This is a genomic window from Porphyrobacter sp. ULC335 (genome assembly GCF_025917005.1).
Taxonomy (GTDB): domain Bacteria; phylum Pseudomonadota; class Alphaproteobacteria; order Sphingomonadales; family Sphingomonadaceae; genus Erythrobacter.
This window is the reverse complement of sequence record NZ_CP078091.1, coordinates 2,304,827-2,321,118: the sequence shown is the minus strand read 5'-3', so window position 1 is coordinate 2,321,118 and position 16,292 is coordinate 2,304,827. Positions and strand designations below refer to the sequence as shown.

The 16,292-nt window shown below is 64.2% G+C and carries 12 protein-coding genes and 1 tRNA gene; 3 read left to right on the top strand and 10 right to left on the bottom strand.

All coding sequences use genetic code 11. The features are described 5' to 3' along the window. The first annotated feature begins 113 nt into the window (after positions 1-113). Complete coding sequence (panB, locus tag KVF90_RS11015) at positions 114-986, top strand: 3-methyl-2-oxobutanoate hydroxymethyltransferase (RefSeq protein WP_264391624.1); 873 nt, start codon at positions 114-116, stop codon at positions 984-986. Here panB and KVF90_RS11010 read toward each other — a convergent pair. The 6 genes from KVF90_RS11010 to KVF90_RS10985 all read right to left on the bottom strand — a co-directional run bounded on the left by KVF90_RS11010 (position 983) and on the right by KVF90_RS10985 (position 9,826). Then, complete coding sequence (locus KVF90_RS11010; RefSeq protein ID WP_264391623.1) at positions 983-1,966, bottom strand: bile acid:sodium symporter; 984 nt, start codon at positions 1,964-1,966, stop codon at positions 983-985. The genes panB and KVF90_RS11010 overlap by 4 nt on opposite strands. Before the next feature lie 50 nt (positions 1,967-2,016). After that, positions 2,017-3,501, bottom strand: a complete 1,485-nt coding sequence (locus KVF90_RS11005; protein ID WP_264391622.1) for a tetratricopeptide repeat protein — start codon at positions 3,499-3,501, stop codon at positions 2,017-2,019. Continuing rightward, entirely contained in the window at positions 3,485-4,849 is a 1,365-nt protein-coding gene (prsR, locus tag KVF90_RS11000; protein WP_264391621.1) for a PEP-CTERM-box response regulator transcription factor, read from the bottom strand. The genes KVF90_RS11005 and prsR overlap by 17 nt, the downstream gene beginning before the upstream one ends. Beyond that, a complete protein-coding gene (gene prsK, locus KVF90_RS10995; protein WP_264391620.1) occupies positions 4,849-6,987 on the bottom strand; it encodes an XrtA/PEP-CTERM system histidine kinase PrsK in 2,139 nt (712 codons plus the stop codon). The genes prsR and prsK overlap by 1 nt, the downstream gene beginning before the upstream one ends. Beyond that, the gene (locus KVF90_RS10990) at positions 6,966-8,351 is read right to left on the bottom strand and encodes a TIGR03013 family XrtA/PEP-CTERM system glycosyltransferase (RefSeq protein WP_264391619.1); all 1,386 of its coding nucleotides are present in this window, start codon (positions 8,349-8,351) and stop codon (positions 6,966-6,968) included. Before KVF90_RS10990 ends, prsK begins: the two co-directional genes overlap by 22 nt. A gap of 122 nt (positions 8,352-8,473) precedes the next feature. Then, a complete protein-coding gene (locus KVF90_RS10985) occupies positions 8,474-9,826 on the bottom strand; it encodes a helix-turn-helix domain-containing protein (RefSeq protein ID WP_264391618.1) in 1,353 nt (450 codons plus the stop codon). 181 nt (positions 9,827-10,007) lie between these two features. On the opposite strand from KVF90_RS10985, the gene KVF90_RS10980 reads away from it, so the two are divergent. Beyond that, positions 10,008-11,606 carry an isocitrate lyase gene (locus tag KVF90_RS10980; protein WP_264391617.1) on the top strand — a complete coding sequence of 533 codons (1,599 nt, stop codon included), beginning with the start codon at positions 10,008-10,010 and terminating at the stop codon, positions 11,604-11,606. Between the two features lie 110 nt (positions 11,607-11,716). Then, positions 11,717-11,902: a hypothetical protein gene (locus KVF90_RS10975; RefSeq protein ID WP_264391616.1), complete on the top strand. Its 186-nt coding sequence runs from the start codon at positions 11,717-11,719 to the stop codon at positions 11,900-11,902. Between the two features lie 90 nt (positions 11,903-11,992). On the opposite strand, the gene KVF90_RS10970 is transcribed toward KVF90_RS10975, so the two are convergent. The 4 genes from KVF90_RS10970 to KVF90_RS10955 all read right to left on the bottom strand — a co-directional run bounded on the left by KVF90_RS10970 (position 11,993) and on the right by KVF90_RS10955 (position 16,283). Then, positions 11,993-13,318 carry an amidohydrolase gene (locus KVF90_RS10970; RefSeq protein WP_264391615.1) on the bottom strand — a complete coding sequence of 442 codons (1,326 nt, stop codon included), beginning with the start codon at positions 13,316-13,318 and terminating at the stop codon, positions 11,993-11,995. Positions 13,319-13,341: 23 nt separating this feature from the next. Beyond that, entirely contained in the window at positions 13,342-15,123 is a 1,782-nt protein-coding gene (locus tag KVF90_RS10965; protein WP_319641020.1) for an SLC13 family permease, read from the bottom strand. Between the two features lie 101 nt (positions 15,124-15,224). Beyond that, positions 15,225-15,309 (bottom strand) — tRNA-Leu (locus KVF90_RS10960). Between the two features lie 155 nt (positions 15,310-15,464). Further along, on the bottom strand, positions 15,465-16,283 hold the full coding sequence (locus tag KVF90_RS10955; protein WP_264391613.1) for an inositol monophosphatase family protein: 819 nt from the start codon (positions 16,281-16,283) through the stop codon (positions 15,465-15,467). Between the last annotated feature and the right edge of the window lie 9 nt (positions 16,284-16,292).

The window sequence follows — 16,292 nt, the reverse complement described above, 5'->3', positions numbered from 1 at the left end:
CGGCAGATCCCCCGCGCGATCGAATGGCCGTAACGCTAGCGCAACAGGCTCGCAACACAAGCGGTAAAGCGCAGGCTTTCCCCCGGCCCGCGCAGTCGCTACACCCTGCGCCCATGTCCACGACCTTCCAGCTCGACACCAGCACAAGCCGCGCCAACCCCACCCCGGCGCCAATGAAACGCCTGACCGTGCCGGGCATCCGTGCCCGCAAACGGGACGGTGTGACCGCCGAACCGCTGGTCATGCTCACCGCCTACACCGCCCGTCAGGCCCAGCTGCTGGATGCGCATTGCGATCTGCTGCTGGTGGGCGACTCCCTCGGGCAGGTGATTTACGGCCTGCCCTCGACCATCCCGGTGACGCTGGAGATGATGGCGAACCACGGCGCGGCGGTGGTCCGCGGGAGTTACCATTCCGTGGTGGTGATCGACATGCCCTTTGGCAGCTACGAAGCCTCGCCGCAGCAGGCCTTCGAGAGCGCGGCGTACCTGCTGAAGCAGACGGGCGCGGCGGCCGTGAAGCTTGAGGGCGGAGCGGCGATGGCACCAACGGTCGCCTTCCTCAACCAGCGCGGCATTCCGGTGATGGGCCATGTCGGGCTGACCCCGCAAGCCGTCAACGTGCTGGGCGGCTATGGCGCGCGCGGACGCTCTGACGCCGAAGCGGACAAGATCGTCACCGATGCCAAAGCGCTCGATGAAGCGGGTGCCTTCGCCATCGTTATCGAAGGCGTCGTCGAACCGATTGCCATCGCCGCGACGCAGGGTGTGTCCTGCCCCACCATCGGTATCGGAGCCTCGGCCCAGTGTGACGGACAGGTGCTTGTCACCGAAGACATGCTCGGCATGTTCGAGCGTGTACCGCGTTTCGTGAAACGCTACGAGGACATCGCGGGCGTAATCGACCGCACCGTCGCCCGCTATGCCGAGGAAGTGCGCACCCGCGCCTTCCCGGGCGAAGAGCAGACTTACCAGCCCAAGGCCTAATCCGCGTCTTTCGCCAACCGCAAAGCGAGCGGCGCGGCCAGCACCAGCTGGGCGAGGTGATACAGCAGCAGCGGTGCGATCACGAAGCCAGCGCTCGCGGGTGGGAACAGGATGGCAGCGAGCGGCGCGCCAATGGCGACGCTCTTCTGCGACCCGGCGAACAGGAAGGCGATCCGGTCAGGACGCGGCAGGCCAAGCAGCACCGCGGTGCCCCAGGCGCTCGCCAACGCCAACCCCAGCATCGCCAATACCAGCACGATCAGCGCGGCCCAATCGGCAGGCGCGAACATCGTCGCCAGACCCTGCTCGACCGCCCCCGAAAAGGCGACATAGACCGCAATCCCGATCACCGCCCGGTCAAGCCAAGCGGCAGTCGATTTGTGGGCGATCAGCTTGTCGATGAAACGGTCCTGCACCGCCTGCCCGATAGCGAAGGGCAGAACCAGGATCAGCACGATCCGGATAATCGCTTCACCGCCGATCTCTCCAGCCCCTCCCCCGCCAAGAAGCGCAAACAGCGGCGCGCTGACCAGCACGCCCGCGATATTGATCAGCGCCGCGCCGACTACCGACAGCGCGACGTTGCCCTGCGCAAGGCTGGTGTAAGACGTCGCCGATTGCACGGTCGAGGGGAGGCAACCGAGATAGACGAAGCCCAGCGCCACCAGTGGCGGCAGCACGTTTCCTGCAAGGCTCGCGAAGCCCAGACCCCCAAGCGCCATCGCCCCGAACACGAACAGCATCAGCGGCCCGAAATAGCGCCAATTGGCCAGCCCCCGCGCAATCTCGGAACGCCGTATCCGCATCCCGTTGACGAGAAACAGCACAAAGATGCCGACGTTCGAAACCGTGGTCGCGGTCGCACGCGCCTCTCCCGCCGCTGGGAGCAGCAGGGCAAGTGCAGTCGCGATCACCAGCACCGCGATCATTGGATCGGTCAAGAAGGGGAAACGCGCAGGCGCGGCGGGCGGCTTGGTCATCGGGCCACGCCCCTGCCCTGCGCGGGCGTGCTTGTCGAGCGTGCGCAGACTTATCGCGGGCTCAACCTGCGCGGCTGCACCTCGGCAAGCAGCGCGGCAAAGCGGGCCGTGTCCTCTGCCTTGCCCAATTCACGCGCAACGCGGAGGCGCAGTCGGAGCAATGCCGGATCGTGCCCCGAACCCAGCATCATTGCGTGATCGAGCAGCACCGCCGCACGAACCCAGTCACCGCGAGCCGCCTGCCGTTCGGCCAGAGCAACAAGAGCACTCGCCGTATCGGTCTCGCCAGCGATCTGGCGCATCAGCAGCAGTTCGGCAGCTTCGTGATTGCCGGAACGGTCGAAGGTCCACACAGCCTTGCGGGTGAGCGGCCAGGGTCTTCGCACCTCGGACGCCAGCGCATAGGCAGTCAGCGCTGCCTGCGGATCGCCCGCACCCAGCGATGCATCGCCAGAAAGGCTCGCGACATCGACCGATGCGGGAAACTGCCGGCGCAACGCCTCAGTCTGAGCACGCGCGTTCCCGCCATTGCCAGCCAGCAACGCCCTTCGCACCCCGGCTGTCGGTGTCGGCAGGCCGTCACGCACCGCCAGCACCACCGGCAAACCCCGCATCGGGCCGTAGGCGCGTGCCAGCAAGGGAGCCGCTGCCGCGCGGTCACCCGAGCGTTCGTATGCGCGTGCGACCAGCATCAGCAGATACGGCGAGGCCTCGGTCAACGCGGCCTCGGCCGAGAAGCGCCGGATCAATTCGCTGTCGCGCCCGCCAGCGAGCAATGCTCTGGCAAGCAACTCCCGGACACGGGTGTTGGCGGGCTGGCGTGCGGCGAGGGTTTCCAGCGTCTCGGCTGCGCTGTCGGCATTGCCTTCTTCAAGGCTGATGACAGCATCGAGCAGCAAGGCCGCAGGCACGCCGCGATCCACCATTTCGCTGCGGGCGAGCAGGCTGCGGGCAATTGTGTATTCTCCTCCGCGCGCGGCCAGAACCGCCTGGAGATAGGGCACGCGTGGATCGTCAGGTGCGATCTCGGCGAGCGCCCGCACCATCTTGAGCATCGCGCCTGCCTGCCCGCTGTCGCCCAGAGTTGCGGCATATTCGGCGAGGATATCGGGATTGGCAGGCTCAGCCTTGCGCGCAGCTTCGAACCAGATCAGCGCGTCGGCGGCCCCGTGGGCATCGCGCACGATCAGCGCACGCAGTAGCAATGCGGGCGGGTGGTTAGGGCCAAGCGCGAGCGCACGGTCAGCGGCTTCCAGCGCGGTCAAATGCTCCCCGCCGCGCAGACGCAGCCGGGCGATGGCGAGCCACAGGTCGGGGCTTTCGGGCGAGAGGCTGCGCGCCTCGTCAAGCTTGCGGCCCGCATCGGCGAGCGCGCCTTGCGCCATGGCCTTGTCGGCTTCGTCGAGCAATCGGACAAAGGCAGGACTTACCGGGCCAGCGGATCGCCGGGCGCTATCTTCTGCACCACCTGAGCAACCAGCCAGAACCAGCGCCAGCGCAGCCAGCGCGGCGCAAAGGCTAGGTCTGAAGGTCATATTGTTTGAGCAGGTCATAAAGCGTCGGGCGGCTGATCCCGAGCAGCTTGGCGGTACTGGAGATATTCCCTTCGCTGCGCGACAGCGCGTGGCGGATCACCCGGCGATCGGCCGCTTCGCGTGCAGCCTTGAGGTTGAGCACATCGGCATCCTCATCTCCGGCAGAGCCCAGATCGAGGTCGTCAGCGTTCACCAGCTTGCCATCGGCCATGATCACCGCGCGCTTCACCCGGTTTTCCAGCTCGCGGACATTGCCCGGCCACTCATGCGCGTCGATGGCGGTCAAAGCATCCGGCGCAAAGCCCGTCACGGATGGGTTCATCTCGGCAGCGAACCGCTTGAGAAACGCCTTGGCGAGCAGCACCGGATCGCCGTGTCTTTCGGCAAGGCCGGGGATGCGCACGACAATCTCGGCGAGGCGATAGAACAGGTCTTCGCGGAAAGCCCCCTGCTGGATCATACTTTCGAGATCCTGGTGGGTCGCGCAGACAATGCGCGTATTGACCGGAATGGCCTTGCGTCCGCCAACCCGCTCAATGGTCCGTTCCTGCAAAAAGCGCAGCAGCTTTACCTGCAACGGCAGGGGAATGTCGCCCACTTCGTCGAGGAACAGCGTGCCGCCATCGGCGCTCTCTATCTTGCCCTCGGTAGTCTTGACGGCGCCCGTAAAGGCACCTTTCTCGTGGCCGAACAGCTCGCTTTCGAGCAGGTTCTCCGGGATCGCCGCGCAGTTGATCGCCACGAAGGGCCCACCTGCGCGATCGCTCGCTTCATGGAGACCCTTGGCGAGCAGTTCCTTGCCCGTCCCGCTTGCCCCCAGAAGCATCACCGATACGCTGGTGCGCGCCACCCGTTCAATCGTCCGCGCGACCTTGACCATCTCCGGCGCGCCGGTGATCATCCGACCCAGCACGGTCTTGTCCGCACTGCTGGACGCGACAAGGCGGCGGTTTTCCTCCTCGATCGCGCGCAGATTGAAAGCGCGGCGCACGATCAGCCCCAAGGCGTCGATATCGATCGGCTTCTGGTAGAAGTCGTAAGCCCCGCGTGCGATGGCCGCTAGCGCGCTTTCCCGCGCACCGTGGCCGCTGGCGACGATGACCTTGGTATCGGGCTTCAATGCCATGATCGCATCGAGCACGGCAAAGCCCTCGGTCGTCCCGTCGGGATCTGGCGGCAGGCCGAGATCGAGTGTCACGACACCCGGCGCTTCAGAACGCAGCGCGGCAATGGCGCTGTCGCGGTCGCCCGCGATCACCACCTCGAAATCGTCATAGGCCCATTTGAGCTGAGCCTGCAGGCCCGGATCATCTTCGATGATGAGCAGGACGGGTTTCTTGTCAGCCATCACGCGACCTCTTGTGGTTTGTCAGCATTCTGCGCTCCGAGCAGGCGCACCGCCTCAGCCAGCGGCAGCACCACGGCAAAGCGTGTTCCCAGCCCTTCGCGGCTTTCGACGGTGATCCGTCCGCCCATCGCCCGCACAAGTTCGCGCGCTTCGAAGGCGCCGATGCCGAAGCCGCCAGATTTGGACGAGACGAAGGGCTTGAACAGGCCGGTGCGCACGAATTCGGGGCTCATGCCCTTGCCGGCATCGACCACTTCGATGGTGCCGTGGAGCCCCTCGGCGATGACATCCAGAAACACCGGGCTGTTCGCCTCACTGGCATCGATGGCGTTCTGCACAAGGTGGAGCAGAGCCTGCTCCAGCGCTTCACGGTCGCCCACCACCTGAACCGCACCTTCGCGGGTCAACGCGACCGGGTGCACGCCCGCAAAGCGCGCGGCGATGCTTCGGGCAAGCTCAACCAGATCGATTGGCCCCAGAGCGGCAACCTGCCCCGTCCCGTACCGACCAAGCCGTGCCAGAAGTGCCGAGAGCTTGTCCGCCGAATTGCGCAGAGTTACCAGCATATCGGCGCGGAAGGCTGGATTGTCAGCGTGCTTTTCGGCATTGGCGGCGAGCAGCGAAAGCTGACTTACGAGGTTCTTGATGTCGTGCATCACGAACGCCATCCGGCGGTTGAACTCGTCGAAGCGGCTCGCATCCATCAGCGCTTGCTGACCGGCCTGCTCTGCCAGATAGCTTGCAAGCTGTTGCCCTGTGACCCGCAGCAGATCGAAGTCTTCCCAGTCAAGCTGGCGTGGATTGCGCGGGCGGGCGAGCACAATCACCCCGACAAGGCGGTCGAAGTGGATCAGCGGGATCAGCGCCCAGGCGTCTTCGGCCTCCATCAGCCAAGTCGGCACGGCAGACAGCTCGCCTTGATGATCGATACCTTCTCGCGCCTCGTCGAGTGCGAGGATCAGGTTGTGCTGTTCGAGCAGACCGGACAGCGCAAAGTCGCCCGCCACTGCCGGCACCGCAATAGTCGGCCAGTTCCAGCGTGCGGTCAGCTCCAGCTGCGCCTGTTCATTGGGCATGAGCAGCAATCCGGCGGGGCTTTCGGTAATGTCGGCCAGTGCTTTGACCACACGTTCCTCAAGGCTCGCGCCCCCGCTGCCGCCGTGGCCGATGGTGCGGGTAAAGCGAAGCCATTCCTGGCGATAGTCGTACCGGTGCTGGAACAGGTGCTTGGTCGCCGTCACGCGCATCCATCCGCGTATCCGAGCCGATGGCAGAGCAACGGCGGCAGCGATAATCGCGGCCACGACGAACACGGCCTGGCTCGCACGCGCCACATCGCCGCCGATCAGCGCCAGCGACTTGGTGACAAGCACCATGCCCGCCAGATAGCCGCCGATCAGCAATAGCGAGAGTGTGCGGAACGTCACAGCCCGCGATGGACTGAACTGGACCCGCGGCCCGGCCGCATTCATGCCGAGCGCGAACAGCACCGCCATTGTTCCTGCGAACACACCGCGCAGGTCGCCCAGCGCCCACGGCGTTGTGCCGCCGAGATAGGCCAGGGTGTGCAGGTTGAGATCGTAGGCAAAGATCCCGGACAGCGCCATGCCGGTCCAGCGCAGCACCGGACGCAAAGCGCTGGCCGCTCCGGCGTAAAGGTTGTGCAGCAGCATCAGCGCGCCGATGGCCACAAGCATGTCGATCAGCGCGCGCGCTTCGAAGGCGGCTCGTCCGGCATGTGCCGCATCGCCGAGCGGATAGCCAACCAGGAGGACAACAGGCTGGAGCAGTTGCACCATCACCAAGGCAATGATCACCGGACGGACCGGCTTGAGGCTGGCGGTTCGACCATCGGCCGCAAACAGGGAGAAGATCGTTGCGATCAATGCCAGATTGCGGACCATTGCCGCGATAACGGCAACGCCATGATCCGGCCCGAGCCCCGCAGCCAGCGCGCACCAGATGGCGCTCGCACCAGAGGCGGCCATCAGCCCGATCCGGTCTGGCCGCGCGCGCTCGCCGTTGCGCCAGATCCACAGCATCGCGCCTGCGCTGAGCACCGCGCCCGCAAGCCACGCAAGAAAGCCCGCCATGGGCACCATACCGCCGAGCCAGATCACCGCGCGCCCTCCGGCCACAAGATCACCCGCAAGGTCTGCAGCAGGATCACGAAATCGAGGAAGGGCGTGTAATTCTTGGCGTAATAGAGATCATACTCAAGCTTGCAGCGGCTATCTTCGACCGACGCGCCGTAGGGATAGTTGATCTGCGCCCACCCGGTGATGCCGGGCTTTACCATGTGCCGTTCGCCATAGAAGGGAATCTCCTCTTCCAGACTATCGACAAAGGACGGAACTTCCGGGCGCGGTCCGACGAAGCTCATCTCGCCCTTGAGGACGCTCCACGTCTGTGGAAGCTCATCGATCCGGACCTTGCGGATGAACCGTCCGAGGCGGGTGATGCGGGGATCGTTCTCTTCCGCCCATTTGGCCCCGTCCTTTTCGGCATCGGTGCGCATCGAGCGCAGTTTGATGACGGTGAACGGCTCGCCGAACAGTCCCACGCGCTGTTGGCGGAAGAACGCCGGGCCCTTGCTGTCGAGCTTCACGAGGAGCGCGAACAGCGCAATGATCGGGAAGGTGAGAGCGAGCAGGATCACGCTTGCCGTGATGTCAAAGATGCGTTTCACCGCGCTCGAGAACATGCGCCCGCTCGAAAAACCGTCAGAGAAAATCAGCCAGCTCGGGTTGATCGTGTCGAGATCGACGCGGCCTGTCTCACGCTCGATGAAGCTGGAGAAATCATTGACGTGGACGCCCTTGGTCTTGATCCGCAGCAGATCCTTCAGCGGCAGCGCATTACGTCGCTCCTGCAAGGCCAGCACCACTTCGGAAACGCCAAGGTTCTCAACAAAGCGGCCGAGATCGTGGATCGCGGAGCGCGGAATGGCTTCCTCGACCACGCGCACGTCATCGCTCACCGCGATGTAGGAAACGATCGCGAAACCGGTTTCAGGCTTCTCGCCAAGTTCGCGCAGGCGCTGCGCCCGGTCGCCGGCGCCCAGCACCATCACCCGGCGACGAAAGGCCGATGAGCCAAGGAAGGAGTTGAGCAGCAACCGGTCGGCGACCAGCACAAGGATGGCGAGACCCATCGTGTAAAGCAGGGTCGACCGCCAGAACAGATCACTGCGAATGATGAAGTCGACGACAGCAAGCGCAATGATGCCGAGGCTGATCGCGACCAGCACCCGCGCACCGGCAAAGCGCAGGCTGCGCAGTGCGTTGGGGCCATAAACACCGACTGCGATCATCGCCAGCCAGATGACACTCGCTGTACCAACCAGAGCAAGACCGCGGCCGCCGAAATCGCCCATATCCATGCCGATCTGGTGCGCCCGCCACTGCCAGGCAATCTCGCTCGCGAGAACCAGCAAGCCGAGATCTAGCAGGCCGAGCAGCAGCACGGCATGCGGGATATAATGCTTGAACAGGCGGATCATCGCGCGGGGGGCCTCTGGTGCATGCCCACACGCTTCTAAGGCTGAGACCTTAAGTGTCGGTAAACTTTACACCACTCTGCCGCACCGCGCTTTTGTGCGGGTTGCGAGGGTTAACATGGTCCTCAGATACCGGGCCGCAGCCGAGGGAGCGCGCTGGCGAGCCGGGCCGGCGCGGGGGTAAGGCATTCGGCCCGTCCGCAGCGCAGGCACGGCGTGCCAAGCGGCACTGCATCAGCGCGGTCGAGCGAAACACCGCGAGCATGGGCAAGATCGGCAGCAAAGCGCGCTTCGATCCCAAGCACCACAGCGCGCCGCCCCGCACACATGACTCCGTCGCCGTCCACGGTGCGGGTGATTGTGAACCAGTGCCGTGCCGCTGCCTCCCCCTCGCCGAATGTGACGGCTTGGGTAAGAACCGTGCCCGGACGCTCGAAAGCGGCATAGGGCACCCATGCAGGCCAGCGCGCGCCTTCCAGCGGGTAGAGCGCACCGCTCCCCCCGGCGGTGAAGTGGGTCATCCGCCCGGCCCGGTCTATGGTGGCGGTGAAGAACGGCAAGCCACGCTCGCCCACGCGGCCCAGTGTGGTGAGGCGTTGGGCGACCTGATCGAAGCTGACCGCAAAGCGGCGTTGCAACACGGCGAGATCATAACCCGTCGCCTCGCAGGCGCGCAGGAAGCGTCGGTAAGGCAGCAGCAGCGCGCCCGCAAGATAATCGGTCACATGTTCGCGCAGCGCGTCACGCGCTTCGGGGCTGGCGAGGTTGGCGCCGGCCACCAGTGTTTCGACACCCTCGCGCATTTCCAGCGCACCCACCTGCCGCGCGATCTGGAACCGCCGCGCTGCACCGGGTAGCATCTCGGAAAGTTGCAGCTGACGGGCGTGAAGATCGAGGCGGTGGACCTGCCCCGGCATGACTTCTGCGGGCAGGATGCGGACCGATAGCTGGTGCTTTTCGCGCAGACGTTCGGATAGTGCGGCGCTGATCTCCCCGCGCGACAGACGCAGCTCGTCCGCAAGATCTTCGGCCGCATGATCAAGATCGGCAAAGTGGTTCTGCCAGCGTTCGACAGCGCGGCGCGCGGCGGCTGCGGTATCCTCGACAACGATCCGTTCGCCGCCCCCTGTATCGTAGAGCCGCGCAAAGGCAGCCGCGATCTGTGGCGCGGTGGCGAGGAATTCCTGCACTTCCTCGCGGTCTATCCCAAGGTCGCCGAAGCGCTTGTCGGCCATGCGACGCACTAGTCCGTCGAGTCCGCCGATAGCGTCATCTTCGCGCAAGGATCGCGGATCGAAGTCGAAGCGTTCGATCACCTGCACCAGCACCCGTGCGGAAAGTGGACGCTGATTGCGCTCGATCAGGTTGAGGTAGGAGGGCGATATCCCAAGGATGCTTGCCATTGCAGCCTGGGTCAGGCTTTCGCGCTTGCGCAAACGGCGCAAGGCGGGGCCTGCGAGAATATTGGTATCAGCCATGCGCCACTTGTAACTTTATTGACAGATTTACACAAGTCTACGGCCAATTGTCCGGATAGCGACACGATTTTCTGTAACTTTCCCTGTCATGCTGCGGCGCACCACGCCAAAGCCTGCCCATCCAGCGGCGCGAGTCCCTCATCGGGCTTTCACCACTCCCCAGGATGGACAGGAGACGCACATGACTTACCAGAACACCATCACCCGGATGCGCGACATCGTCACCGCGAACGGACCGAGCTGGGCCGCTATCGATCCTGAAAGCGCCGCGCGGATGGCCATCCAGAACCGTTTCGCCACCGGCCTCGACATCGCCAAGTACACCGCGAAGATCATGCGTGCCGACATGGCCGCCTATGACGCAAACCCCGCCCAGTACACCCAGTCGCTCGGCTGCTGGCACGGCTTCATCGCGCAGCAGAAGCTGATCGCGATCAAGAAGCACTTCGGAACCACCAAGCAGCGCTACCTCTACCTCTCGGGCTGGATGGTTGCCGCATTGCGCAGCGAGTTCGGCCCCCTCCCCGACCAGTCGATGCACGAGAAGACTTCGGTGCCTGCCCTGATCGAGGAGCTCTACACGTTCCTCAAGCAGGCTGACGCCCGCGAACTCGGCATGATGTTCCGCGCGCTTGACGCTGCCCGCAAGGCCGGTGACGCCGTTGAAGCCAAGCGCATCGAGAATGCAATCGACAACTACGAAACCCACGTGGTGCCGATCATCGCCGACATCGACGCGGGCTTCGGCAATGCCGAGGCGACCTATCTGCTCGCCAAGAAGATGATCGAAGCGGGCGCCTGCGCGCTCCAGATCGAAAATCAGGTCTCGGACGAAAAGCAGTGCGGCCACCAGGACGGCAAGGTCACCGTGCCGCATGAGGATTTCCTCCAGAAGATCCGCGCTTGCCGCATGGCCTTCCTCGAAATGGGCGTGGAAGACGGGATCATCGTCGCCCGCACCGACTCGCTCGGCGCTGGCCTGACCAAGCAGATCGCGTTCTCGAGGGAACCGGGCGATCTGGGCGACCAGTACAACAGCTTCCTCGATGCCGATGAGGTCGATCCGGCCAACATCACCAACGGCCAGGTCTTCATCAGCCGCGACGGCAAGTTGCTTTCGCCCAAGCGTCTGCCTTCGAACCTCTACCAGTTCCGCGCTGGCACGGGTGTGGACCGCGTGGTGCTCGACTGCATCACCTCGCTCCAGAACGGCGCCGACCTGCTGTGGATCGAGACCGAAAAGCCCCACGTCGAACAGATCGCCGAGATGGTCGACCGCATCCGCGAAGTCGTGCCGAATGCGAAGCTGGTCTATAACAACTCGCCCAGCTTCAACTGGACGCTGAACTTCCGCCAGCAGGTGTTCGATGCCTGGACCGAAGCAGGCAAGGATGTCTCGGCCTATGACCGCGCCAAGCTGATGAGTGTCGATTACGACGGCACCGAACTCGGCGCCGAAGCCGACGAAAAGATCCGCACCTTCCAGCGCGATGCCGCTGCACGGGCCGGTATCTTCCACCACCTCATCACGCTGCCGACCTACCACACCGCCGCGCTCAGCACCGACAACCTTGCCCGCGAATACTTCGGTGAGGCTGCGATGCTCGGCTACGTGAAGAACGTGCAGCGCGAGGAAATCCGTCAGGGTATCGCCTGTGTGAAGCACCAGAACATGTCCGGTTCGGACATCGGCGACGATCACAAGGAATACTTCGCTGGTGAAGCCGCTCTGAAGGCTGGCGGCGCGCACAACACCATGAACCAGTTCGAAGCTGCCTAACGGTAGCTGCAAGGGTGGGAGAGAATCCCGGGAGGACTGGATAATCCGGCCTTCCGGGATGCCCGCGAACCGCCTAAGGACTGGCGGGCAATCACCCCGAGGAGAGTGACATGACCAATACCGATACCCCCAAGACCGAGCCTGCCCGCGCCCGCGCGCTGCTCTCCACCGCTGACATGAAGCTGCTGCGCCGTGCGCTGGAAAGCCACGCACGGGCCACCGAGGACCGCGAGGAGCTGGCCAAGATCAACGCGCTGCACCACCGCCTCGGCACCTACGTGCCCGCTTCGGAATAACCCGTTTCACAGTTCTCCTGGGGAGGAGAAACGGCCGCCGGAACGCACCCGCAAGGGTCGCGCTCCGGCGGCCGCCTTTTTTGTGCTAGCTCATCCGCCCTGTTTGGGCATTAGCCCGAGAGTTGCAGCAGTCAGCGCCTCGGTCGCCGTGGCGATCACCACCGGCGCATCGGGCGCCCAGAACGGCGAATGCAGCGACGGTAGCTGGATCTCGCCCTTCTGCGCCTTCTCCCACTCGGACGCACGGACCCCGCCAACCCAGAAGATCAGGGATTCGACGTTCTCGCGGTCGGCGCGGTAGTACTGGCTGAAGTCCTCGCCCCCCATCACGGCAGGGGTTTCGGTAATGCGCCCCTCGAACCGTGATTTCAGGCCTGTCATCACCGTCTCGGTGAATTCGGGAGTGTTGTAGGTGGCCGGCGTATAGGGATCGGCAACCGTGACCTTGGGAAGCTTGTCATCCGGCATCCCCGCCGCCATCGACTCGGCCTTGGCGATGCGGGCGATCCCGTCGAGCAGGTGTTGCCGCGTCTTGTCGCTATAGCTGCGCACCGTCAGCTGGAGCCGTGCTTCATCGGAGATGATGTTGTGCTTCGACCCGGCCTGGAAACTGCCGACGGTCACGACCGCGGAATCGGTCGGGTTCAATTCGCGGCTCACCAGGGTCTGCAAACGCATGACGATGCTGGAGGCAATGACGATCGGGTCCTTGGTCGTATGCGGGTAGGCCCCGTGCCCGCCGATGCCGGGCACCACGACATCGACTGAATCGACATTGGCGAGCGCGAAGCCCTTCGAATAGCCGATGTGGCCGGCAGGGAACTGCGCAGCATCATGGAAAGCGAGCACATAATCGGGCTTGGGGAAACGCGTATAGAGCCCGTCGTCAAGCATCGCCTTGGCGCCCTGCCCGATCTCCTCGGCAGGTTGCAGGATCATCACCAGCGTGCCCGACCACTGGTCCTTGCGCGCCGAAAGAAGCTGGGCCGTGCCGATCCATGCGGCCATGTGAGTGTCATGCCCGCAGGCGTGCATCACCCCCGTCTCGATCCCGGTCTGCGGCACCGCGCGGCGCTTGGAAGCGTAGGGCAGTCCGGTCTGCTCGATCACCGGCAGACCGTCCATATCGGCGCGCAGCATCACCACCGGGCCATCACCGTTCTTCATCACCGCAACCACGCCGGTCTTGCCGACGCCTTCGGTCACGTCAAACCCCATCGCCCGGGCGCGGGCGGCGAGTTTCTTTGATGTCTCGACTTCCTGGAAGCTGAGTTCGGGGTTGGCGTGGAGGTCCTTGTAAAGCTCCACCAGCGCGGGAAGATCGGCCGAAACCGCGTCGCGCAATTCGTCAGCCTGCGCGGGCGTTGCCGCCAATGCAATGGCGCTGATCCCCGCCCAAATCGATGCCCGCTTCATGTTCTTCTCCCCACAATGAGCCGCTACAGCCTGTACCATATCACCAGCAGCACCGAGAGTACCGTTACCATCAACGCCACCAATGGCACCCCTGCGCGCACGAAATCGCCGAATTGGTAGCCGCCTTCGGACATGATCAGCAGGTTGGTCTGATAGGCAATCGGTGTCGCATAACACAGGTTGCACCCGAACAGCACGGCCAGCACCAGCGGCTCCGGCGGCAGGCCGAGCTGCGCGGCGATGCTGAAAGCGATGGGCGTGCCGATGGTTGCCGCTGTCGCATTAGAGGCGAAATTCGTCAGAATCGTCACGAACAGCATGATGGCGGCAAGCACCAGAGCGGCCGGAAGATAGGCCAGCCCGAGCGAAAGCGCCTGTCCCAGCCACTCCGCCGCGCCGCTTTTGTCGATCACCTGTCCGATCGCGAGGCTTGCCGCGATCAGGACGATGACCTTTGCCGAAAGCGCCCGCCCTACCCTGTCGAACTTCACGCAGCCGGTGACGAACATCGCGATTGCCCCCGCCAGCGACGAAATCGCGATCGGCAGCTTGATCGGTGCATAGGTGAGCCCGTCGAACCACGGCAGCCCGATCGATGCCGTGGCAATCGCGCCGAGCATGATTGCGCCCGCCAGCACCGCCTTGGACCTGCGCGGCAACTCCCGCGCGCCCGCAAGCCGCAACAGGCCGTCATTTCGCGCAAAGCTATGCAAGTCGTCGTCGATCCCCATGACCAGCAGCACATCGCCTTCGCGGATCACGCGATCACCCGCCTCACTGAACGTGTCACGCTCGCCCAAAACGCGGTCAGGCCGGTGGATGCCGAGCACCGCAACACTGTAGAGATCAGCGATTCCGGAGCTTGCAAGTGTGAGGCCAACCAGTCGCGAATCCGCAGTGACCGTCATCTCGACTGCCACAATGTCCTGCCTTTGCGCATTCGAGATACGGCGGATCCGCTCGACCACCCAAGCTGGCGCCAGTTCGCCCTTGAGCGCGCGTGCTGCCTCCTCAAGGGCTTCATGTGTGCCCGAAATATGCGGACGCTCGTCAGGCGCAAGCTTACCGGGGGTGTCGTGGAAGGTTATGCCTTCGGGCAGTTTGTCCTTGTCGGGTGAAAGTTCGCCGCCCCCTCCGACCCGCAGGCGGGTATGGAAGATGCGGCGCGCATTGTCGGGCACAACGCTGTTGTCGCGCAGCATCCGCGGCATGACAAGCCACAGGTAAGGCAACGCGAATATCCCGGCGACGAGCACGATCGGGGTGAACTGGAAAACCCCGATCGGCGCCATTCCGAGGTCATCGGCGATGGAGACCACCAGGATGTTGGTCGAGGTGCCGATGGTGGTCGACATGCCGCCCAGCAGCACCGCGATATTCACCGGCATGAGGATTTTCGAGGACGCCATGAGCCCCTTGGCAGCAATGGCAACGATGATCGGAATCAGCAGCACCATGACCGGTGTGTCGTTGACGAACATCGACAGGAAGTAGGCAACCAGCAGCGCCGCAAGCAGCCCGATCTGGCTGTTCCAACGGAAAATCCTTTCCAGCAGCCTAGCGAAAGGTTCCAGCGCGCCGGTGACGACAAGCCCCCGCCCCATAATCATCAGCGCGCAGATCGTGATGAGCGCCGAATGGCCGAACCCGCCGAAGGCAAGTGCGAGGCCGTCGGTCGGGCTATTGTCTCCGATCGGGGCGAAGTAGAGCCCGACTGCGATCACCGCGATGGTGACCAGCGAGATGATCTCTTCCGGGTAGCGCCCCCGCGCAAAGGCGATGAACATGGCGACGGTCACGGCCATCGCAGCAATCGCGTGATATGATGGAGATTCCAGCATGGCTTGGCCCGAAGGCTAGCCGCTTGGCCGCATTGCACAAGCGAAGAGTATTTAACTCATGTGAGTGGTGCCCCTGGCCAGACTCGAACTGGCACATCTTTCGATAACCGATTTTGAGTCGGTCGCGTCTACCAATTCCACCACAGGGGCTCCGGAGCGGATGCACGGGCTGTTAGCGAGCGACGATCACGCTGGCAAGCAAGCCGCGACAATGTTTCACGCGAAACATCGCCGCAAACCGGGGCTAAAGGGGGTCTAGAGGGGGTCTAAGGGGGGGCTAACCCGCCGCAAACCCGCCCTGAACCCTATCGCAGCGCACCCGCCAGCAGCTTGTGCAGCTTCGAGTGCAACCCGTCATTGGCCGCCAGCACCTGATTGGCATGGATCGGTTCGGACCGGCCGCGGAAATCGGAGACGAACCCGCCCGCCTCGCGCACCAGCAGACAGCCTGCCGCCGTGTCCCATTCGCTGAGGCCGCTTTCCCAGAACCCGTCAAACCGGCCCTGCGCCACATAGGCCAGATCGAGAGATGCGGCGCCAAAACGACGGATGCCTGCGACTTCGGGGCCGATCGCGCCGAAGATGCGGCTCCATTCGGCAAAGTCGCCGTGACCGAAGAACGGCACGCCGGTCGCCACAAGGGCATCAGCGAGACGCGAGCGGGCCGAGACGCGCAGGCGCGCATCCTGAAGCCATGCGCCGCGCGATTTTTCCGCCCAGAAGGTCTGGTCGGTGATCGGCTGATAGACCACGCCCGCAACCACATCGCCCCAGCCCTTGCCGTCGGCGCGCGGTTCCTGCGCGGCGATGGAAATGGCGAAGTGCGGGATGCCGTGGAGGAAGTTGCTGGTGCCATCGAGCGGATCGACGATCCAGCGCGGCATGCCGGGATCGCCTTCGATCACGCCCGCCTCTTCCATGACGAAGCCCCAGCCCGGACGGGCGGCGAGCAGTTCGTCATAAAGCGTGCGCTCGGCGCGGATATCGGCCTTGCTGACGAAATCGGCCGGGCCCTTGCGGCTGACCTGCAAGTGCTCGACTTCGCCGAAATCGCGGCGCAGACGCCCGCCCGCCTTGCGCGCGGCGCGCTCCATGACGCGAATGAGGCCGGAAATAGCTGCCATGATCTGTGC

Coding starts and splice junctions, on each gene's coding strand:
- prsR (WP_264391621.1), bottom strand. CDS start 4,849: ATGGCTGACAAGAAACCCGTCCTGCTCATCATCGAAGATGATCCGGGC.
- KVF90_RS10990 (WP_264391619.1), bottom strand. CDS start 8,351: ATGATCCGCCTGTTCAAGCATTATATCCCGCATGCCGTGCTGCTGCTC.
- KVF90_RS10975 (WP_264391616.1), top strand. CDS start 11,717: ATGACCAATACCGATACCCCCAAGACCGAGCCTGCCCGCGCCCGCGCG.
- KVF90_RS11010 (WP_264391623.1), bottom strand. CDS start 1,966: ATGACCAAGCCGCCCGCCGCGCCTGCGCGTTTCCCCTTCTTGACCGAT.
- KVF90_RS10970 (WP_264391615.1), bottom strand. CDS start 13,318: ATGAAGCGGGCATCGATTTGGGCGGGGATCAGCGCCATTGCATTGGCG.
- KVF90_RS10965 (WP_319641020.1), bottom strand. CDS start 15,123: ATGGCCGTGACCGTCGCCATGTTCATCGCCTTTGCGCGGGGGCGCTAC.
- KVF90_RS10980 (WP_264391617.1), top strand. CDS start 10,008: ATGACTTACCAGAACACCATCACCCGGATGCGCGACATCGTCACCGCG.
- panB (WP_264391624.1), top strand. CDS start 114: ATGTCCACGACCTTCCAGCTCGACACCAGCACAAGCCGCGCCAACCCC.
- KVF90_RS11005 (WP_264391622.1), bottom strand. CDS start 3,501: ATGACCTTCAGACCTAGCCTTTGCGCCGCGCTGGCTGCGCTGGCGCTG.
- KVF90_RS10985 (WP_264391618.1), bottom strand. CDS start 9,826: ATGGCTGATACCAATATTCTCGCAGGCCCCGCCTTGCGCCGTTTGCGC.
- KVF90_RS10955 (WP_264391613.1), bottom strand. CDS start 16,283: ATGGCAGCTATTTCCGGCCTCATTCGCGTCATGGAGCGCGCCGCGCGC.